Source organism: Brucella lupini (genome assembly GCF_002252535.1).
GTDB lineage: Bacteria > Pseudomonadota > Alphaproteobacteria > Rhizobiales > Rhizobiaceae > Brucella > Brucella anthropi.
Genome location: NZ_NNRN01000062.1, coordinates 158,269 through 179,134, shown reverse-complemented (window position 1 = coordinate 179,134; position 20,866 = coordinate 158,269). Strand labels below are relative to the sequence as shown.

The window sequence follows — 20,866 nt, the reverse complement described above, 5'->3', positions numbered from 1 at the left end:
AGAAAATCATGTCCAGAAAACAGGTCTTCGGCGCATCGCATGTGCCACTTTCCCCCGCCGTTCGCGCAGGCGACACAGTCTATGTTTCGGGTCAGGTACCGGTTGGACCAAACGGCCAGATTGTTGAAGGCGGCATCGAAGCCCAGACAAAACAGGTCCTCGAAAACGTCAAGGCCGCACTTGCGCTTGCAGGCGCCACAATGGAAGACGTGGTCAAAACCACCATATGGCTGGAAGATGCTCGGGATTTCGGGAGGATGAATGCCGTTTACGGCACCTATTTTCCAAAAGAGCCTCCCGCGCGCACCACGGTTGAATCCCGCCTGATGATCGACATCAAGATCGAAGTCGAAGCCATCGCCTACGCACCACAAAAATAAGCACGTCACCTCCCCGCACAGAGTATTTCCATGCGCATTTTCACCGCATCGCTTGCGACAGAAACCAACACGTTCTCGCCGGTTCCAACCGACAGGGCCTCGTTCGAGATGGCTTTTTATGCCGCGCCGGGCAAGCATCCGGAAACGCCGACGCTTTGCTCTTCGCCCATTGTCGCATTGCGCAAGCGTGCGGCAGCGGAAGGGCTGACCGTCATCGAAGGCACTGCCACCTGGGCGGAACCGGGCGGATTGTTGCAGCGGCAGGCGTTCGAGGAATTGCGTGATGAAATCCTTGACCAGCTGAAAGCCGCAATGCCCGTTGATGCAGTCGTGCTCGGCCTGCATGGCGCCATGGTCGCTCAAGGTTACGACGATTGCGAGGGTGATCTTCTGGAACGCGTGCGCGCCATTGTCGGGCCGGATATTCTGGTTGCCAGCGAATTCGATCCACATAGCCATCTGACGCCGAAGCGTGTCGAAAACCTCAATATTTTCGCGTCGTTCCTCGAATTTCCTCACACGGATTTTTATGAGCGCGGCGAGCATGTGGTCGATCTCGCGCTGGACGCCCTGAAGGGTCACATCAAGCCGGTCATATCCACTTTCGACTGCCATATGATCAGTGTGTTTCCCACAAGCAAGGAGCCGATGCGCTCCTTCGTCGACCGCATCAAGGCGATGCACGGCAAGGACGGGATTCTGTCGATCTCCGTCATTCATGGCTTCATGGCTGCCGATGTGCCGGAAATGGGGACCCGTATTCTCGTCGTCACAGACAACAATCCGGCCAAGGGGGCAGCACTTGCCGAAAAACTCGGGCGTGAATTGATTGCGATGCGCGAGCAGACATTGATGACCATGTTCGACACCGATCAGGGCATCGACCGGGCGCTGGCTGCCCATGCAGCCAATCCCGCCAAACCTGCGGTGATCGCCGATGTATGGGACAATCCCGGCGGCGGGGTTGCAGGCGACGGAACCTATGTCCTTCGCCGCCTGATCGAACGCGGCATCGACAATATAGGCATTGCTACGATCTGGGACCCCATCGCAGTGACCTTCTGTCATGCGGCAGGCGAAGGCGCAGTGATCGACCTGCGTTTCGGCGGCAAGTCCGGTCCGCTTGGTGGCGAACCCATCGATGCCCGCGTGACGGTCATGAAAACCCTTGCCGAAGGCTGGCAGAGTTTTGGCCCAAGCCGCGTGACGCTGGGGGCCTCGGCAGTCGTGCGACTTGAAGGCACCGAGATCGATATCATTCTCAACACCAACCGGACGCAGACATTCGAGCCGGATATCTTCTCGAATATCGGCATCGATCCGATGAAGAAGGATATGCTGGTGGTGAAATCCACCAATCATTTCCACGCAGGCTTCGTGCCGATTGCTGCCGAGATCATCTATGTCGCGGCGCCCAGCTCTTATCCGAGCAATCCGCGCACGACCAATTACCGCAAGCTCAGTCGCGCTATCTGGCCGCGTGTCGAAAATCCGTGGTGAACAAACGAAAAAAGCGCGGGAAATTCCCGCGCTTTTCTTTGAGCATTTCCGGTTTAAATTGAAACTTGGGAATGCTCTATCTCTTTGTTTTTACGCATTATCCTACGCAAAACCGCTTCGCACTTTTGCTGGAAATGCTCTAATGAGCCAGATAGGTTGAGATAATCGGCACGTAAGTGACCAGCGCCAGCAGAATGAACAGCGCCATATACATGCTGAATGCCTGGCGGGTGAAATCTCCCACCCTCACCTTCGCAATATTGCAGACCATCAGCATGACCGTTCCGACAGGCGGTGTCAGCGTGCCAATCGACAGGTTGATAATCACGATGATACCGAAATGCACAGGATCAATGCCCAGAGCCTTAACCGTCGGCATCAGAAGCGGCACCAGAACGATCATCAGAGCTGTGCCCTCGATCAGCGCGCCGAGGATCAGCAAGATCACGTTGACTGCCAGCAGGAACGCATAAGGATTGCTGGTGAAGGACGAGATCAGCTGCATCAGCGACTGGCCGGCCTGTTCAAGCGAAAACACCCATGCGAGCGCCGATGACGCCATGATGACCAGCATGACGGACGCGGTCGATTTCGCCGTTTCGATCAGCGAATCCACCACATGCGAGATGCGCATTTCACGATAGATCACGAAGCCGATAATCAGAACCAGCGTAACGGCAACTGCACCGGCTTCCGTCGGGGTGAAGATGTTCAAGCGGATGCCGCCGATGATCGCGAACAGCAGCAGCACCGCAGGCCATGCCGAAGCAAGCGTCGAGGCAACTTCGGCGCCGCTCATCCGCTTTTCACGGCTTGGCTTGTAGCCGCGCTTTACCGATGTCGCATAAGCCGCGATCATCAGGATAACGGCGCCCAGAATGCCCGGCAGCACACCTGCCATGAACATCTTGCCAATGGAAACATCCGCAATCAGACCATAGATGATGAGTGCAATGCCGGGAGGAATGATCGGCGTAATCAGCGAGCCAGCTGCCGTCACCGCGCAGGAGAACGCTTTGTCATAGCCACGCTTGACCATTTCCGGCACCATCATGCGGGTGAGCATGGCGCTGTCAGCCAGATTGGAAGCGCTGACGCCACCCATCAGGGTGGAAACCATGATGTTGGTGAGTGCCATGCCGCCGCGCATACGACCGACCAGAATTTCCGCGACCTTGATCAGACGTTCTGCAATGCCGGTATGCGACATCACCGTACCAAGCATGATGAAGAACGGAATGGCAAGCAGCGACGTGTTCTGTGCCGGGCTGATGAAGCGCTGCACGGCAATCGCTATCGGCATCTGGTTGAAAAAGGTGAAATAGGTGAAGACCGCAATCAAAATGGCCACATAGAGGCGCATATTGAGCGCGATCAGCACCAGCATGATGAGAACGATGGTTGTCAGGTTCATGCCTTGCCTCCCGCAAAAGCGGCGCGCAAGGATTTGAATGCGCCTGCAAACATATAAAGAGCGATAATGACGAAGCCGACCGGCACAGCGATATCGATCCAGTAATAGGAGACCCGCAGCACGTCAGTCACTTTGAACTGAGCCGCAACCGAAAGCTTGTAACCGGCATAGGACACGTAAAGCAGGAACAGTCCCGACAAGATGGAGACGATGGCGTTGACGACATCGCGCACCTTCTCCGACAGCAGATCCACGAGCATCGGAATGGCAAGATGCTGGTTGCTGCGTTCTGCGGCGACACTGCCAAGCATCACGATCCAGATCATCAACAGACCGGCCATTTCCTCGGTCCATTGCAATGGCTGATGCATCCAATAACGCATGACGACGGCGATGTTGAACATCGCAAGCAGGATGAACAGCGGCACAGCAGCCAGCCATTCGATCAGTTTTTCAAAGTATTTCATCGGATTGAGTTCCACGATCGAGCCATGCCGCGGCAAACCGCGACACGGCATTATCCGAGTAAGGATGGATCAGTTCAGTTCGGCTTTGATCTTGTCATAAAGGCCGGGCGACCATTCCGGGAACTGGGTGTAGACCTTTTCAGCAAGTGCCTTGAAAGGAGCGCGGTCGACATCGATAATCTCGACACCGGCTTCCTTCATCTTCTCGATCATTTCATTGTCTTTTTCGATCGTCAGCTTCTGGCTGTAGAGACCCGCATCGTAAGCGGACTCATGGATCATCTTGAGCTGATCTTCCGGCAGCGTGGAGAAGAAGGCTTCGCCGCCGACAATCAGAGCAACGTTGGTCAGATAGCCGACCTTGCTCAGATATTTGGCTTCTTCCTGGAACTTCTGGCCGTAAAGAACCGAGATCGGGTTCTCAACGCCATCAATCACGCCCTGCGCCAGCGCCGGGAAGGTTTCGCCCAGCGGCATCGGGGTTGGCGTTGCGCCCATGGCTTCGAAAGTCTTGATCTGCATGACGTTGTTCGGCACGCGAATCTTCATACCCTTCAGGTCTTCAGGCGTACGGATCGGCTTCTTGGAAATGATCTGACGAATGCCGTAGAGATAGTTCGGCATTACGATGTGAATGCCCTTCTTCTTCAGCTCTTCACTCTTTTCCTTGAACCAGGGACCATCATAAACTTTGAAAAGCTGTGCCGGATCATCGGTCAGGAACGGACCGTAGAGTACGCCGAGGTCCGGGTCATATTCGGCCAGAAAGCCAACGTCGGAAATGGTCACGACATTGAGCCCCATCATGGCCTGCTCGGTCACGTCCTTCTTGGAGCCAAGCTGCGAGCTTGGATAGAGTTCGAGCGTGATTTCGCCATTGCTGCGCTTGGCAAGATCATCTTTCCAGTAATGCATTACCTCATCGAAAGGCTCGCCGGGGTTGTTTTCATAGGCAACCTTGATCGAAACATTGGCAGCATAGGCAGCCATGCTTCCTGCCAGCAGCATGCTGGCGGCGATCATGCCGGTAACGAGTTTCTTCATCTTTGTCCTCCCATATGGGGTCATTAAACAATTGGCCTTAGGGCCGGTTTCCTCCGTTAGAGCGCCATGCGTCCAATTTGGACGCTTAAAGGACGCTCTAATTTCTTCAGTTTACGCATCGATTTTCCATCGATGCGTGGCACCCCACGTCTTCCTTCCCGACGTGGAGCATTTGCTTCGATTTCAGTCGCGTTCGATGATGATCTTCAAAACGTTACGGTCGCCGTCCCAGTAAGGGAGTGCCGCTTCAGCCTCATCAAACGGAAATATCTTCGAGATCAGCTTGTCGGCATCCGCCCCAAGCTTTTCCAGATGCTCAATGACGGCCTCGAAATCCGTGAGCGTCGCATTGCGTGATCCCATGATGTCGAGTTCCTTCAGGTTGAAGAACTGCGTCTGATAGGTGACCGGCGCCTTGGAATAGCCGACATAAACCACCCGGCCCGCAAAGCCCGCCAGGTCGACAGCCTGCGTGAAGGTGATCGGCAGACCGACCGCTTCGAAAGCAACGTCCACGCCGTCGTCGTTGGTCAGTTCCTGAACCTTGGCGACGACATCCTCACCGCCCGGCAATGCGTGTGTTGCGCCGAATTGCAGTGCCAGTTCGCGCTTTTCAGCGCTTGGATCGATGGCGATGACCTTGGCACCGCGCGCCAGCGCGCCGATGAGAACACCCATACCGATCATGCCGCAACCGAGAACAGCAACCGTATCACCTGCCTGAACACGTCCGCGCTCGACGGCATGGAAGCCAACCGAAAGCGGCTCGACCAGCGCCAGATGACGGGGCGACAGCGTCTCATTGAGGATCAATTTTTCGGCAGGCAGCACGATCTGGTCGGCCAGGCCGCCATTTTGCTGCACGCCGAGCGTCTTGTTATAACGGCACGCATTGAGCCGACCTTTACGGCAGGACGAACATTCACCGCAATTCGTATAAGGCAGCACGATAACCCGCTTGCCTTTGACATAGGCAGCGCTGACACCCTCTCCGGTTTCCATGATCTCGCCGCCGATTTCATGCCCAGGAATGCGCGGCAGCTGCACCAGCGGATTAAGCCCCTTGAAGGTGTTCAGATCACTGCCGCAGAGACCCACGTGCCGAACCCGCACACGGACCTGACCGGCCAGCAACGGCGCTTCGTCGATTTCTGCAAAACGTGTGACGTTTTCGCTCTCGATACGCAGAGCTTTGACCATCGAATTATTCCTGTCAGTCGTCATTAAAGAAAGGGATCAGGTTACGGCGCCGACCTGCCAAGGCACGAATTCGTTGTCGCCATAGTCGTAGACTTCGCTCAACGTCTTCTCGCCGGATGCGACCGCGATGATATGTTCGAAGATGCGGATGCCGGACTGTTCGATGGTCTCGTCGCCGGTGACGATACCGCCGCAATTGATGTCCATGTCTTCCTTCATGTGCTCGTACATTTCGGAATTCGTGGCGATCTTGATGCAAGGCGAAGGTTTGAAGCCGGAAACCGAACCACGGCCAGTGGTGAAGCAGATCACGTTGCAGCCACCGGCCACCTGTCCAGTCACCGCGACGGGATCGTAACCCGGCGTATCCATGAAAGTGAAACCCTGTTCCGTGACGGTTTCGGCAAACTCATAGACGGCCTTGAGCGGCATGGAACCACCCTTGGCAACTGCACCGAGCGACTTTTCCAGAATGGTGGTCAGCCCGCCGAGCTTGTTGCCATGCGATGGGTTGTTGTTGAGCTCGTCGCCATTGCGCGCCGTGTAATCACGCCACCAGTCGATGCGCTGCAACAGCTTCTCCGCCACCGCAGGCGTTACTGCGCGACGGGTCAAAAGATGTTCGGCACCATAGATTTCCGGCGTTTCCGAAAGAACGGTCGTGCCGCCATTGCGCACGATAAGGTCCGAGGCATAGCCCAATGCCGGATTGGCCGAAATGCCGGAATAGCCATCCGAGCCGCCGCATTCCAGCGCTACTTTCAACTTCGACAGAGGCTGTTTGGTGCGCACCGCCGAATTGACCAGCGGCAGCATTTCCTTGATCTCGGCGATCGCATGATCGATGGTCTTGCGCGTGCCGCCATGCTGCTGGATCGTCATGGTGCGCAGGCGCGAGCCTTCTTCCATGCGGTAATGTTCGAGGATCGGCGCGATCTGGTTGGTTTCGCAGCCAAGGCCGATCAGCAGGATGCCACCAAAATTCGGGTGCTTGGCATAGCCCTGAATAGTGCGTGTCAAAAGGCGATAGCCTTCCGACTTGGTGTTGAGCGCACAGCCGCTGCCATGCGTCAGCGCCACGACGCCATCGACATTGTCGAAACCATCGAGACCGTCCATGCGGTTGAAATAATCGGCGATGTAACGCGACACCGTGGCCGAGCAATTGACCGACGAAATCACGCCGATGAAATTGCGCGTGCCGACACCGCCCGCGCCCCGGTCATAGCCCATGAAATGGCGGCGTTCTGCGTCCGGCAGCATGCCGCGTTCTTCAATATCGATGGAGAACTGATGCTCGTGTTCGGAGGGCAGCATGGCGAGGTTCTGCAAATGCACATGCTCGCCCTGAGCGATATCCTTCGTCGCAACGCCGATCACCTGACCATATTTCAGGACTTCCTTGCCTTCCGGAATATCACGAATGGCAACCTTATGCCCGCGACCGATCAGTTCGCTGGCCCTGATCCCGTCAAGGCCAATCGGATCACCGGCGCGAACCGAAATGCGCGCAACGGCAACATCATCCGACGGATGCAGCAGAATAACCGGCGCAACCGCTGTATCAACGGATTCATTCATTTGTCTGACCTCACTCCCAAATCGTCCCGGCTAATTACTCGCTGGGTTCATTATCCATCCAACGCTGCTTGGACCGGTCCAGATGCGTTCGCATGGCTGCCTGCGCCTGAAGCGGATCCCTCGCTTCCAGCGCCGCATAGATGGCTTCGTGCTCGGCCAAAGCCAGAGCCCATGTATCGTTATCCTCGAAGCGCGTCCTGATATGCGACGTCAACGGACTATGCCGCTCGTCAAAAAGGTCGCGCACGATGCGCACCAGCACGGAATTGCCCGATTGCTCGGCAATGAGCAGATGAAACTGCCTGTCGAGCTCAATCGCCTTGCGCCCGGCATCGACATTCACCTTCATTGCGTCAATCGTTGCGCGCAACTCGGCAAGCCTTTCAGGCGTCATGCGCGCACAAGCCGTGACGACCACGCTGCCTTCGACCATTTCGCGCGCCTGCATGATTTCAAGCGGACTCTCGCCGATGGAAGCGCCATGTAAAAGCGAACGCTTTTCCGACTCTGCCGTGACATAGATGCCCGACCCCATGCGGATTTCGACATTACCGGCGATTTCGAGTGCAATAAGCGCCTCGCGCAGCGAAGGCCGCGACACGCCAAGTTGCTGCGCCAGCTCGCGTTCAGCCGGTAGCCTGCTGCCAGCAGGAAACTGGCCGTCCTGGATAAGGCTTCTCACCCGATCTGCGATCTGCTGATAAAGCCTGCGCGGTTCCGCAGTTGCCGTAAAATCGCTCATAGCGCTCCCAAATCCGCCTCTCCTCGAATTGGCCTTACCATATTTCCAACCGGACAGAAGCGCAATATGCTTAAAAACCCGGTTAATTGCGGCAAATCGCGCATTTCATCATGTGGAACCGAACCAATCGTTCGATAAAGAATCCTACTGGCTTGACCAATTTACCCTGCATCGCTTAGTTAAAACCACTGATTTATGGGAGAAGGTCATGCACGAGAAGCCAGCGATCCTGCAGTTCGGCACCAGCCGTTTTCTGTTGGCTCATGTCGATTTCTTTGTTTCGGAGGCGTTTTCCAAGGGCAAAGCCATTGGGACAATTGCCGTCGTGCAGACGACTTCAAACCCGCAGAGCAGCCAGCGCATCGCGGCTTTGAACGAAAGCAACGGCTATCCTGTGATGATCCGTGGGCTTGTCGACGGCAAGCCATCCGAAACGGAACATCAGGCGAAGGGCGTTACCGCTGCCTATTCCGCACATCACGACTGGGCGGCGATTCTCGACCTCGGTGCCAGCGTCGATGTGATCCTCTCCAACACCGGCGACAAGGGCTACGAACTCGACAGAAGCGATGACAGCTCGCTTCTTGCGAACCCGGATGCCTTGCCGAAGAGTTTTCCAGCCAAACTTCTGGTGCTTCTACATCACCGCTGGCAGCACAATCCCGATGCGCCATTGTCGCTGTTTCCCTGCGAGCTGATCTCGCGCAATGGCGACAGGTTGCGCTCGATCCTCATCGATCTTGCCCATGACTGGAAACTGCCGGACGGTTTCGTGCAATGGCTCGAAACCCGATGCATTTTTGCCAACAGCCTTGTCGACCGCATCGTTTCCGAACCCATCGAGCCAATCGGCGCCATCGCCGAGCCCTATGCGCTCTGGGCAATCGAGAAGGCCGATGGCCTGACGCTTCCTTGCGAACACGAAGATATCGTCGTCACCGACGATCTTGCGCGCTATGAGCATTTGAAACTCTACTTGCTCAACCTTGGCCACACATTCATCGCGGAACAATGGCTCAAGGGCAGCCGTCCGAAAGACGAGATCGTACTGGAAGCCATGCAGGACGAAACGATCCGGAATGAACTGGAAGCGGTATGGCGCGAGGAAGTCCTGCCGGTATTTGCTGCGGACGGCCTTGGCGAACAGGCCGAAGCTTACGTGGCTTCGGTGCGGGAGCGGTTTCTCAACCCTTTCCTCAAGCATCGCATCGCAGACATTGCTTCCAACCATGACGAAAAAAAGCGGCGTCGCTTCGCTCCGGTCATCGCCCTTGCGTCGGAACTCGGCCTCAATCTCGCACAGAGCCGTTTGAAGGCAGCTGTCGGCTAAGCCATTCGTTCAGTTCGATTTCTGCGCGTTCCAGCGCACTGTAATTCAGTAGTTTGCGCAAAAGCGCTACCGTCACGGCACGAGCCCGGAGGTTGAAACGCCCTTCCTTCGGCTCACCTTTTTCCTGATAAACGCCAAGTTTTTCATAGAGTTGCTGCAATCTGTTCTGGACGCTTCTCAGCGACAGATTGCGGCGGCGCGCAATAACGCGATCGGTAAGCCCCAACGCGATATCGACCAGAATTTCATATTCACTTTCGCTGAAACCGCTGGCATGACCGAGGCTCTTTTGCTGCAGGCCGCGCACCTCGCGGTCGATGACGCATTGTGCTTCGACAAAGATACTGCGCAATGCCAGCCGCAGCTTATCGTCGGACGCCGATTTCAGCACATAGCCATAAGCCGCCCCTTCCGGCACGATGCGCGACACACCGCGCACATAGGCTTCGTCGGCATAGTTCGACCAGAACAGGATGCGCGTTTCAGGATTCTCCTTCCAGATGGTGCGGGCGGCCTCAATGCCGTTACGTCCACTCATCTGCAGGTCCATGACGATATGGGCTGCGCGATGCTGACGGGCCAGCTTCTCACCTGCCGAGCCGTTGTCGGCTTCCAGCACATCGCTACATTCAGGCAATGCCGCACGCACAGCCTCGCCAAGATAGGCGCGATGCAATGGATCATCTTCCACGATCAGAACATGCATTTTACCCTCCCGTCTCCCGGCACATTTCCACAGGCAGATGGATCGTCACGCTGGTGCCACCGCCTTCCCCATTTTTCCTGATAGCAAAACTTGCAGAAATCAACCGCGCGCGCGTGCGCATATTGTCGATCCCATGTCCGACGCCATGCCGGTCACTGGAACGTTGCACCTGGCGATCCATGCCGATGCCATTGTCAGCGACTTCGACGTGCAGGCGACCGCCCTTGTCGCGAAACGTAACCCGCAACCGGCTGGCATGAGCATGGCGGATCGTATTGTTGATCGCTTCCTGCACGATGCGGAACAGCGAAGTCGCAACCGTTTCCTCCAGCCGATCGGCCATGCCGTCGCTGCAGTCGTCCAGCGTCCACTCGATGGACGATCCACTGTCGCGCACCGAACGGTCAAGATGGTTTTCCGTCGCTTGCACAAAACCGAACAGCTGAAGAATTGAAGGCTTAGCTTCTTCAATGATTTGCCTGAGATCGTGCATGCAATGCTGCAGCCCGCGAAACAGCGGTTCAAGCTGCTCGCCCGAGAGGTCCGGTGCATGGGTAAGTCGCTCCACGTGACGCGCAAGGCGTGTCAGGTCGGCCAGCGTCTGATCATGCAAATCCATACCGATGCGATGGCGCTCTGTCTCCAGCGCTTCGGTCAGCTTCAACGCGCCGAAACGCAAGCCTTCCTCGCGAGCGCGCGCTTCCGTTTCCACGATAGCGGAACGCTTGGCCTGTTCCGCCGCGCGGATCGCAAAAAAATATGGTGCAAGCAGATCGGCAATCGACTGGGCGTTTTCCACGTCCCGCATGGTGTAGCAGGCGGGCGCGAGACTGGAACAGCTGAGCGCGCCGATAATATCGCCCTGCGCCTTCAAGGGCACATGCAGGCGGCCTTTCAGATCATGCTCGATGATCGGACTGGAAAAGGAACCTTCAAAGTGAAAACGCTGATCGGTGCGCGCATCGTCGGTCAGAAGATGGTCGACTTCGCCGGAGAGCACCGTTCGAATGGGACTGCCCGACAACAGAGCGGGAGGATTACGGCTCCAGGCCGTCGATATGCCGCTCTCATAGGCGATGTGGAACTTGCCATCGACCATCTTGATGCAAACGTCCAGATGATCATAGGGCACGATATGCGTGATTTCCGCCGCCACCGCCTGAATAATGGAATCGAAGTCGAGTTGTCCCGCCAGCAATCTGGAAATATTCAGATAGTGGTCGAGCAACCTCTGGGGCACGAGTTCGGCCAAGCGTTTCTCCTCCAAACGCAAATTGCTCCTGAAGCACTATAATACGCCGTCACATCCTCGGCGCGTCTTGCGGGTTCCCGCAATTTTGCTGCGGGAACCCGCAAGACAGTTGCTTCATTCGGCCTTCACAGAAGGCTTCTCTTCTTTCATCCTCGCTTCACCAGAAAATTGCCCGCAAGACAAGAGCGTAAAATCGCGTCAGGTGCAGACTGGTGCCGTTGAGGAGCGGCGGTGCGGGAGGCTCGCATCATAATCAATTCAGACGATCCGAAGTGCCGGGGCGCTGCGGGTCGTACACTGGCAACCGGGAGGAAAGAATGAAACTCGCAAGAATCCTTTTCGCATCCGCAGCACTGGCAGGCGTTCTCGCCGCTGGCAGCGCGATGGCTGACACATCGTCGAAGAAGATTGCATTCTCCAACAATTATGCTGGCAACTCATGGCGCCAGGCCATGCTGCAAAGCTGGGACAAGATCACCAAGGAAGCCGTGAAGGCCGGTGTGGTCGCTGCGGCTGACCCGTTCACGACGGCTGAAAATCAGGCCACAGAACAGGCCGCACAGATCCAGAACATGATCCTGCAGGGCTATGATGCCATCGTCATCAATGCCGCTTCGCCAACCGCTTTGAACGGTGCAATCAAGGAAGCCTGCGATGCGGGCATCACGGTCGTTTCCTTTGACGGCACCGTCACGGAGCCTTGCGCATGGCGCATCGCGGTCGATTTCAAGGCAATGGGCGAAGGCCAGATCGATTATCTCGCAAAGCGCTTCCCCGATGGCGGCAACCTGCTTGAAATTCGCGGTCTTGCCGGTGTTTCGGTCGATGACAATATCCATGCTGGCATCGAAGAAGGCGTGAAGAAGCATCCGAAATTCAAGATCGTCGGCTCCGTCAATGGCGACTGGGCGGCGGACGTGGCACAGCGTGCCGTCGCTGGCATCCTCCCAAGCCTGCCGAAAATCGACGCAGTCGTGACGCAAGGCGGTGACGGCTATGGCGCTGCGCAGGCCTTCGCCGCCGCCAAGCGCGAAACGCCGATCATCATCATGGGCAACCGTGAAGACGAACTGCAGTGGTGGAAGCAACAGAAGGACGCCAATGGCTACGAAACCATGTCGGTTTCGATTGCACCCGGCGTTTCAACGCTTGCTTTCTGGGTTGCCCAGCAGATTCTCGACGGCAAGGACGTGAAGAAGGACCTCGTGGTTCCGTTCCTCAGCGTCAGCCAGGAATCGCTCGACAAGGATCTGGCCAACACCCAGAAGGGTGGCGTCGCCAATGTCGAATATTCGCTGGAAGACGCGCAGAAGGTTATCGACGCGGCCAAGTAAGCCGGGCCTCACATAATCGAGCGATTGGGGCGGGTTTCGTTCCCGCCCTTTTCCATCGTCTATTCTTCAGCATTTCCAGCAATCAGTTGAGCGTATGACAGAAACAGCAGAGAAACGGGAGGTCGTCGCCGCGCGCAATATTCGCGTGCAGTTCGGTGCGGTGAAAGCACTGGATGGCGCTGAGCTCGTGATCCGCGAAGGTGAATGCGTCGGGCTGGTCGGCCACAATGGCGCGGGCAAATCCACCATCGTCAATGTCATCAATGGCGGGTTGTCGCCACATGAAGGCAGCGTTTCCTATCATGAGGAAGCAGGACACGGCGTAGCGATGGCGCGCAAGCACGGCGTGCGCTGCGTCTTTCAGGAATTGTCGCTGTTTCCGAACCTGACCATTGCCGAAAATGTCCGCATCATGCAGCGCGATCTGACCGGCGCTGGCTGGCGCGGCAAGGCCGTCGAACTGATTTCCAAAAAGCTCGACGAGATTTTCCCCGGTCACAAGATCGACAGCGGCGCCACCATCGACGAGCTTTCCATCGCCGAGCGGCAGATGGTCGAAATCGCCATCAACTTTACCGCGCCCGGCACTGCGCCAAAACTGGTTATTCTCGATGAGCCGACCTCTTCGCTTGATGCAGGCATTGCCGCGCAGCTCATGGCCTATGTGCGCCGTTTTGTCAGCACCGGCGGCGCCGTTATCCTGATTTCGCATATGTTGGGTGAAATCCTCTCAACCTCCGACCGCATCGTGGTGATGAAGGACGGAAAGGTGGTCGCCAACCGCGCTGCGGGCGATTTCACCAATCGCAGCCTCGTCGAAGCCATGGGCAGCGTCGAGCGCGAAAAGGCTGCGCGCCGCGTTGCAAAGACCGACACGAGCGGCACGCCCGTTCTGTCCTTTGCCAAGCGCGCCAGCGACATCAAGCCGTTTGAGGCTTTCAAGGGCGAAGTCATCGGCCTCGCCGGGCTGGCCGGACACGGACAGACCAGGATGCTGCTCGATCTCTACTATGCGCGGCGACCGAACTGGGTTCCGGCACGCAATTGCGAAATCGCCTTCGTTGCTGGCGACCGCAGCCTCAACGGCACCTTCCCGCTGTGGAGCATCCTGCACAATCTCACCATCGGCTCGCTGGACCGGCTGTCGTCGCTGAAACTCGTGGACCAGAAGCGGGAAGATGTCCTCAGCAGCGACTGGAAAGACCGTATCCAGATACGCACGCCGGATATGGGTAACCGCATCCTGTCACTGTCGGGTGGCAACCAGCAGAAAGTGCTTTTCGCCCGCGCACTGGCAACCAGCGCCAACACTATTTTGATGGACGATCCAATGCGTGGCGTCGATGTCGGCACCAAGCAGGAAGTCTATGAAATCCTGCGCCATGAGGCTGACAACGGACGCACCTTCGTCTGGTACTCCACCGAAATGGACGAAATCGAACTTTGCGACCGTGTCTATGTTTTCCGCGACGGCGCTATCGTTGCGGAACTGACCGGCGAAGACATTACGGAAAAGAACGTGCTTGCAGCATCATTTGAGGGAGGTCACGAATAATGCGCCTTTCCTCTTCCTCCATCCGCCTGCTGACGCCGGTTTTCTCGCTGGTTCTGCTGCTTGCCGCCGTCTTCTACATGCAACCACGCGCCATGAGCTATACCGGGCTGAATCTGCTGTTCAATCTGGCCGTCCCCATTGCGCTAGCGACCATCGCCCAGATGCTCATCATGGCGGTCAACGACCTCGACCTCTCGATGGGCACCTTCGTGAGTTTCGTGGTCTGTGTTGCCGCAACCTATCTCAACACTGCGCCCATCATCGGAATGCTGATCCTTGCCGCAGCCATTGCAGCTTATGCGGCGCTTGGCGCGCTGATCCACCTGCGCAATCTGCCTTCCATCGTCGTCACGCTTGGCATGAGCTTCGTCTGGGGCGGGTTTGCCGTTCTGCTGCTGCCCTCGCCCGGCGGACAGGCGCCGGACTGGGCGCGCTGGATCATGACCGCCAAGCCGCCTTTCATGCCGATGGCCATTGTCGCCAGCATCCTGATCGCGGTCGTCACGCATTTCATCGTCATGCGTTCGACCTTCGGCGTGCTGATGCGTGGCGCGGGCGGTAACAGCCGTTCCATAGAACGTGCGGGCTGGTCTGTGACCATGATCCGCGCCGGAACCTATGCACTGGCGGCCTTCTTCGCAGTGCTGGCCGGGATTGCACTCGTCGGTCTCACCACATCGGCCGATGCCAATATCGCGTTACGTTATACGCTTCTGTCTATCGCAGGCGTTATTCTCGGCGGTGGTGAATTCGTCGGCGGACGCGTATCGCCTATCGGAGCCGTCATCGGCGCACTGACGCTGACGCTTGCCGGATCCTTCCTATCCTTTATGCGCATTTCGCCGGACTGGCAGATCGGTGCGCAAGGCGGCATTCTCATCGTGGTGCTGGCATTGCGCCTTTTCCTCAATCGCCTCGAAAAGAGGGAGAAAAAGCAATGAGCGGTCTCACCATCCTGATCAACCGTCCGTGGATATGGTCGTTCATCGCCACTGCCGTCGTCTGGATCATCACCATCCTCTTTACCGGCGGCGCTGGCGCGCACGGGCTCTCCCACGCAGCTTTCACTTTCGCGTCCTTTTCGGTGATTGTCGGTCTCGGCCAGATGTTCGTCATCACGCTCGGACCCGGCAATATCGATCTGTCGGTCCCGGCCAATATGACGCTCGCCGCAACACTGGCGCTCAAGCTCATGGATACGCAGGATGGCATGGTGCTGGCGGGGCTTGGTGTTGCCATTCTGGTTGGTGTTGCCATTGGCATCTGCAATTATGCGCTGATCAAGCTTCTACGCATTCCGCCCATCATCGCCACCTTGTCGATGAGCTTCCTGATCCAGTCCACCGCCATCTGGAGCAATCGCGGCCTGCGCGTGAAACCGCCGGAAAGCCTAGCGCAGTTCACGACATCCTCCACGCTTGGCGTTCCCAATGTCGCCCTCGTGGCGCTGATCCTGTCAGTCATTGGCTGGGTACTGTTGAAGAAGAGCATCTATGGACGTTGGATTTCGGCAATTGGCCAGAATCCTTTCGCTGCGCGCATGGCGGGCGTTCCGGTCGATGGCACCCGCTTCGTAACCTATCTGCTTTGTGCAGTGCTCGCTTCGCTCTGCGGCTTTCTGCTTGCCTGCTTTTCGGGCGGTGCAGCGCTGAACATGGGCGCGGAATATCTTTTGATGTCAATTGCCGTCGTCATCATCGGCGGCACGGCGGTTGCAGGCGGTGATTCCAACATCCCAGGTATTTGGGGTGCCGCCCTCTTCATGTTCCTCATAGTTTCGATGCTCAACACCTACGGCTTCGGCGCCGGTGTCCGTCTTGTCCTGACTGGCCTCACCATCATTGCGGTGATCATCCTCGCCAGTGGTCGACGCGCCGAGCGCTAATTATCTTCGGAGTATCTCCCTTGTCTCAGACTGTTTCGATTTACGAAATCCACGACGAACGCTTCAAGCAGATGATCGTGCCGAGCGCCGATCTGGACGAACTTTATAGCGGCTGCCGCTGGGCGGAAGGTCCGGTGTGGTTCGGTGACCAGAACTGCCTTTTGTGGAGCGACATTCCGAACCAGCGCATCCTGCGCTGGGTCCCAGATGGCGGCGTTTCAGTGTTCCGCCAGCCCTCCAATTTCTCCAACGGCAACACCCGTGATCGTGAAGGACGCCTCGTCACCTGCGAGCATGGCGGTCGCCGCGTCACCCGTACGGAACCAGATGGCAGCATCACTGTGCTGGCGGACAGCTATCAGGGCAAGAAGCTCAATGCGCCTAACGACGTCATCGTGCGCTCGGATGGAACGATCTGGTTCACCGATCCGACCTACGGCATCATGGCCGATTACGAAGGCTATAAGGCCGACCCGGAACAGCCGACGCGCAATGTCTATCGGCTGGACCCGAAGACTGGCGAGATCAATGCCGTCGTAACCGACTTCCACCAGCCGAATGGCCTCGCCTTCTCGCCGGATGAAACCCGGCTCTATGTCGCCGACAGCGCCTATAGCCACGATGACAACGCGCCGCGCCACATCCGTGTCTTCGACGTTGTGGATGGTGGTAAGCGCCTGACGGGTGGCACGGTTTTCTGCACCATCGACAATGGCCTGCCGGATGGTTTTCGTTTCGATACGGACGGGAACTTGTGGACCAGTGCTGGTGATGGTGTGCACTGCTTTTCGCCGGAAGGGGCGCTTCTCGGCAAGATCAGGACGCCGCAAACGGTCGCCAATGTGACTTTCGGCGATCCACGCCGCAATCGACTGTTCATCACAGCAACGAAGTCGCTTTATGCGGTCTATCTCACAGTCACTGGCGCCCAATATCCTTGATAAAACAACGGCGGCTTTCCAAAACGAAAAGCCGCCGCTCTTTATAAGTATAATAATTCATTGAAAAAACTGCATTCGCCGCAAGTCGCATTCATGCGAACCTGCCAATAAGGTTTCTTTATTTAAAACGGATCTTCCCGGCCCAAAAACCGGAGCGACCCGCATATCAGAACCGTGAATGACGGAACAAATCAAAGAATGATCTCTTCTGTCCTTCAGCCTGCACTCAGCAAGAAAGGCCGCAGCCTTACAAGTGAATGCATGCCCTGATGCGCTGAGGTTGTATAGCGCAACCGTCAACGCGATGGAAACAGTTTGTCAACAAAATCACTCACATTACTGTGAGTAAACTCTGAAAAAGCTACAACTTTTCATGATGTTACCCGAAATCATCAATCTTAATATTAGTAATACCTATTTCATGATCCTATTTATTTCCCGTTTATTAGAAGTACCGCAGCAACCGAAACAATGACTTGCAGCCTGACCGATCATGCAGAATGTCTGAGTTCCAACGGGCGCTGGCCCGGAGCACGATAGCGGATGTGACAGCCGCTGATGCCCTGATATTCGACGTCGACATCGACACCGAAGACTTCGGCGATGCGCTCTGCCCGCAACACCTCTCGCGGTGTGCCGAGCGCGACGAGATTGCCCTTGTCCATCACCGCGATTCGGTCGCAGAACATCGCGGCATGGTTCAGGTCATGCAAGGCGGCCACGACTGTCAGTTTTTGGCGGCTGACAAGATCAAGCAACCCGATCTGGTGCCCGATATCGAGATGATTGGTCGGTTCGTCCAGAAGCAAAATCCGCGGCTCCTGCGCCAGGGCGCGCGCTATATGCAGGCGCTGCCGCTCTCCGCCGGAAAGCGTGTGCCAATAGCGGTCAGCCAGATGGACCATATCGACATTGACCAGCGCCTGGTCAACGATTGCATCGTCTTCCGCCGACCATGGCGACAGGGCCCCAAGATAGGGCGTTCGCCCGAGTTCGACCGCCTGACGCGCCGTAATGCGCTCGGTTGTTCCCGCCTGTTGCTCGACCAGCGCCAGTTGGCGCGCAATCTCGCGACGACTAAAACTGTCGATGGATGCACCGCAGAGGTTCACTTCGCCAACGCGGCATCTACGAACACCGGAAAGCAAAGACAGAAAGCTGGTCTTTCCCGAACCATTCGGCCCTATGATGCCAAGAAACTCACCTTCCGCCACTTCCAGCGAAACATCGCGCAAGATTTCGACACTGCCCGCCGACCAGCCGATATTGCATGCTGAGAGGATCATGACGACGCCCTCCTTTGTCCAAGCAACAGGGCGAAGGCCGGCGCACCGAACAACGCCGTGATAACCCCGATCGGCAGAACCTGACCCGGAATAATGATACGCGACAGAATATCCGCAACGATCATGAAGATTGCTCCGATAAGGGCCGCCGCGGGCAACAACCTGCCGTGCCGAACTCCGACCACCATTCGCGCCGCATGGGGAATGACGAGGCCTATGAAGCCGACAGAGCCGACGATGGAAACCATGACCGCCGTCATCATGGCGCTGACACCAATCAGAACCGCATAGACGCGGCGCACCGGTATGCCGAGAGAAGCTGCGGATTCCGTTCCGAAGGTGAAGGCATCGAGCGCACGCGCATGCCACAGACAGATGGCAAGACCGATCAAACAGGCAGGCAAAGCGAGAGTGACATCGGGCCAGCGCACCCCGGAAAGATTGCCCAAAAGCCAGAACATGATACCGCGCGCCTGTTCCGCATTTGCAGCTTTGGTGACAATGAACGAAGTCAGCGCATTGAAAAGCTGTGAACCGGCAATACCCGCCAGAATGATAGCGCTGCTGCCTGGCCCCGCCCGCAGCGCCAGCAGGGACACGAGACAGAAAGCAACGATGGCACCGATGAAAGCCCCAAGCGAGAGTGTCAGCACGCCAGCGCCGATGCCGAGAATGGCAACGGCGACGGCTCCAGTCGAAGCGCCGGCGGAAATGCCCAGAATATACGGATCGGCAAGCGAGTTTCGGAGCAGCGACTGCAGAATGACGCCGGATATTGCGAGTGACGCGCCGCAACATGCAGCGATAACCGCACGGCTGAGGCGATAGCTCCAGACAATCCCTTCATCGATGGGTTCGAGCGGATATCCGGCATTCCACACCCGATTGGCTACGGTTTTCGCAACCACATCGAGTGGTATCGCCGTTTCGCCTATCGCCGCTCCGAGCCAAAGGGCAAGAAGAAGCAGGACAAGCGAAAAGGCCAGGAAGAACACGCCGGAGCGGGTCCTTCCCTTCTGTTTGAAGCCTGTTGTCGCTACCCGCGCCGTCACTTGTTCAGGCCCGAGGCGGCGATATCGGCTGCAAGTGTTTCGATGCCTTCGATCACGCGAAGCGACGTGCTCATCGACTGTGCATCCATGTCGAAGACATGTTTGTCCTTGACTGCTGGCATCAGCTTCGTGACCGCATCGTTCTCGAGGAACTGGTACTTGACGGCAATGTCGTCAGCCGGATAGCGACGGCGATCCAGCTTTGCAGCCACGATCATCGAAGGGTTCGATTTTGCAATCGTTTCCCAGCCAACCGTCGGCCATTCTTCCTCGCTGTTGATCACATTCTTGATGCCGAGTGCCGAAAGAATATAGGCGGGTGCGCCGAACTTGCCTGCGACGTAAGGATCGGCATCGACCTGCGTGCTGGAGAACCAGACAACGGCAGACAGCTTGCCGCCAGCAGACCCAATTTTTTCGCGCGCGGCCGCTTCGCGCGCCTTCAGGTCGGCGACGAGTTTCTCGCCGCGATCCTGCACATTGAAGATTTCCGCCAGTTCGGTGATTTCCTGATAGACGATATCCATCTTGAAGGCTGCCGTACGAACACCGTCGCCACCGCCGGAATTGTCCTTGCCAACGCAATCGGAAGGCGATGTATAGGCCGGAATGCCCAGTTCCTCGAATTGTTCAGGCTTCGCAACAATGCCGGTCGGGCCGACATGCCACTGAAAATCCGCCGTTACGATATCCGGCTTCTGCGCCAGAACGCTTTCGAAGCTCGGATCGTTATCGGCGAGCCGCTTTACCTTGGCATTCACCTCCTCAAAACCTTTGAGAACAGGCCCGAACCACACTGCCGTGCCGACGACCCTGTCGCTGAGACCAAGGCTGTAAAGAATTTCTGCGCTGCTCTGGCCGACCGCAACCGCGCGGCTCGGTGCCTGCTTGAAGGTAACGTCACGACCGCAATTTTTCAGCGTCAGCGGATATTGCGTTTCCGCTGCCTGTGCAGCCAAACCGCCTGCGAGAAACGCAACCGCACAGAGGGCGGCGCGAAATGGCATCTTGCCGAGAATATTCATGAAAGTCCCCGAAATGATGAGAAAAAGACGCCCTGTCAGCTGGCGGAAAAAATCCGATACGGAAGACGGACAGGCATATCCGGGGACATGTCGAAATCATGCGATGACGATGGAAGGATGCGTCCTGCGACGCGGAAATCTGTCATAACCGGCTCCTGCTCCGGGCATCCCC

The 20,866-nt window shown here is 57.0% G+C and carries 19 protein-coding genes; 8 read left to right on the top strand and 11 right to left on the bottom strand.

Features of this window, described 5'->3' with window-relative positions; all coding sequences use genetic code 11:
• Positions 1-8 precede the first annotated feature (8 nt).
• Positions 9-380 carry a RidA family protein gene (locus CES86_RS24295; RefSeq protein WP_010659083.1) on the top strand — a complete coding sequence of 124 codons (372 nt, stop codon included), beginning with the start codon at positions 9-11 and terminating at the stop codon, positions 378-380.
• A gap of 30 nt (positions 381-410) precedes the next feature.
• Positions 411-1,880 carry a M81 family metallopeptidase gene (locus tag CES86_RS24290; protein WP_094515626.1) on the top strand — a complete coding sequence of 490 codons (1,470 nt, stop codon included), beginning with the start codon at positions 411-413 and terminating at the stop codon, positions 1,878-1,880.
• A 139-nt stretch (positions 1,881-2,019) separates the two neighbouring features.
• Here the strand turns inward: CES86_RS24290 and CES86_RS24285 are convergent, their stop codons facing one another.
• From CES86_RS24285 to CES86_RS24260, 6 genes are all read right to left on the bottom strand, one after another.
• Positions 2,020-3,294, bottom strand: a complete 1,275-nt coding sequence (locus CES86_RS24285) for a TRAP transporter large permease (RefSeq protein ID WP_094515625.1) — start codon at positions 3,292-3,294, stop codon at positions 2,020-2,022.
• Complete coding sequence (locus CES86_RS24280; RefSeq protein ID WP_181152405.1) at positions 3,291-3,761, bottom strand: TRAP transporter small permease; 471 nt, start codon at positions 3,759-3,761, stop codon at positions 3,291-3,293. The genes CES86_RS24285 and CES86_RS24280 overlap by 4 nt, the downstream gene beginning before the upstream one ends.
• 69 nt (positions 3,762-3,830) lie before the next feature.
• Positions 3,831-4,805 carry a C4-dicarboxylate TRAP transporter substrate-binding protein gene (locus CES86_RS24275; protein ID WP_012093254.1) on the bottom strand — a complete coding sequence of 325 codons (975 nt, stop codon included), beginning with the start codon at positions 4,803-4,805 and terminating at the stop codon, positions 3,831-3,833.
• A gap of 183 nt (positions 4,806-4,988) precedes the next feature.
• Complete coding sequence (locus tag CES86_RS24270) at positions 4,989-6,005, bottom strand: zinc-binding alcohol dehydrogenase family protein (protein ID WP_094515624.1); 1,017 nt, start codon at positions 6,003-6,005, stop codon at positions 4,989-4,991.
• A 36-nt stretch (positions 6,006-6,041) separates the two neighbouring features.
• Positions 6,042-7,586: a UxaA family hydrolase gene (locus CES86_RS24265; protein WP_012093257.1), complete on the bottom strand. Its 1,545-nt coding sequence runs from the start codon at positions 7,584-7,586 to the stop codon at positions 6,042-6,044.
• A 34-nt stretch (positions 7,587-7,620) separates the two neighbouring features.
• Positions 7,621-8,328 (bottom strand): FadR/GntR family transcriptional regulator, encoded by a 708-nt coding sequence (locus tag CES86_RS24260; protein ID WP_010659090.1) that lies wholly within the window; start codon positions 8,326-8,328, stop codon positions 7,621-7,623.
• A gap of 208 nt (positions 8,329-8,536) precedes the next feature.
• On the opposite strand from CES86_RS24260, the gene CES86_RS24255 reads away from it, so the two are divergent.
• Positions 8,537-9,658: a mannitol dehydrogenase family protein gene (locus CES86_RS24255; protein WP_094515623.1), complete on the top strand. Its 1,122-nt coding sequence runs from the start codon at positions 8,537-8,539 to the stop codon at positions 9,656-9,658.
• On the opposite strand, the gene CES86_RS24250 is transcribed toward CES86_RS24255, so the two are convergent.
• Positions 9,618-10,364 (bottom strand): response regulator transcription factor, encoded by a 747-nt coding sequence (locus CES86_RS24250; RefSeq protein ID WP_094515622.1) that lies wholly within the window; start codon positions 10,362-10,364, stop codon positions 9,618-9,620. The two genes, CES86_RS24255 and CES86_RS24250, sit on opposite strands and share 41 nt — an antisense overlap.
• 1 nt (position 10,365) lies before the next feature.
• Entirely contained in the window at positions 10,366-11,616 is a 1,251-nt protein-coding gene (locus CES86_RS24245) for a GAF domain-containing sensor histidine kinase (RefSeq protein WP_094515621.1), read from the bottom strand.
• A gap of 317 nt (positions 11,617-11,933) precedes the next feature.
• On the opposite strand from CES86_RS24245, the gene CES86_RS24240 reads away from it, so the two are divergent.
• The 5 genes from CES86_RS24240 (at position 11,934) to CES86_RS24220 (ending at position 17,331) form a co-directional block, all read left to right on the top strand.
• Positions 11,934-12,950 (top strand): ABC transporter substrate-binding protein, encoded by a 1,017-nt coding sequence (locus CES86_RS24240; RefSeq protein ID WP_012093262.1) that lies wholly within the window; start codon positions 11,934-11,936, stop codon positions 12,948-12,950.
• A 94-nt stretch (positions 12,951-13,044) separates the two neighbouring features.
• Positions 13,045-14,505, top strand: coding sequence for a sugar ABC transporter ATP-binding protein (locus CES86_RS24235; RefSeq protein ID WP_094515620.1), 1,461 nt, complete (start codon positions 13,045-13,047; stop codon positions 14,503-14,505).
• The gene (locus CES86_RS24230) at positions 14,505-15,446 is read left to right on the top strand and encodes an ABC transporter permease (protein WP_012093264.1); all 942 of its coding nucleotides are present in this window, start codon (positions 14,505-14,507) and stop codon (positions 15,444-15,446) included. Before CES86_RS24235 ends, CES86_RS24230 begins: the two co-directional genes overlap by 1 nt.
• Positions 15,443-16,390: an ABC transporter permease gene (locus tag CES86_RS24225; protein ID WP_094515619.1), complete on the top strand. Its 948-nt coding sequence runs from the start codon at positions 15,443-15,445 to the stop codon at positions 16,388-16,390. The genes CES86_RS24230 and CES86_RS24225 overlap by 4 nt, the downstream gene beginning before the upstream one ends.
• 71 nt (positions 16,391-16,461) lie before the next feature.
• Positions 16,462-17,331: an SMP-30/gluconolactonase/LRE family protein gene (locus CES86_RS24220; RefSeq protein WP_094515824.1), complete on the top strand. Its 870-nt coding sequence runs from the start codon at positions 16,462-16,464 to the stop codon at positions 17,329-17,331.
• Between the two features lie 491 nt (positions 17,332-17,822).
• Here the strand turns inward: CES86_RS24220 and CES86_RS24215 are convergent, their stop codons facing one another.
• The 3 genes from CES86_RS24215 to CES86_RS24205 are packed head-to-tail and all read right to left on the bottom strand — an operon-like array spanning position 17,823 to position 20,694.
• Positions 17,823-18,617: an ABC transporter ATP-binding protein gene (locus CES86_RS24215; protein WP_094515618.1), complete on the bottom strand. Its 795-nt coding sequence runs from the start codon at positions 18,615-18,617 to the stop codon at positions 17,823-17,825.
• Entirely contained in the window at positions 18,614-19,669 is a 1,056-nt protein-coding gene (locus CES86_RS24210; protein WP_094515617.1) for a FecCD family ABC transporter permease, read from the bottom strand. The genes CES86_RS24215 and CES86_RS24210 overlap by 4 nt, the downstream gene beginning before the upstream one ends.
• Positions 19,666-20,694, bottom strand: coding sequence for an ABC transporter substrate-binding protein (locus CES86_RS24205; RefSeq protein ID WP_094515616.1), 1,029 nt, complete (start codon positions 20,692-20,694; stop codon positions 19,666-19,668). The genes CES86_RS24210 and CES86_RS24205 overlap by 4 nt, the downstream gene beginning before the upstream one ends.
• Positions 20,695-20,866 lie beyond the last annotated feature (172 nt).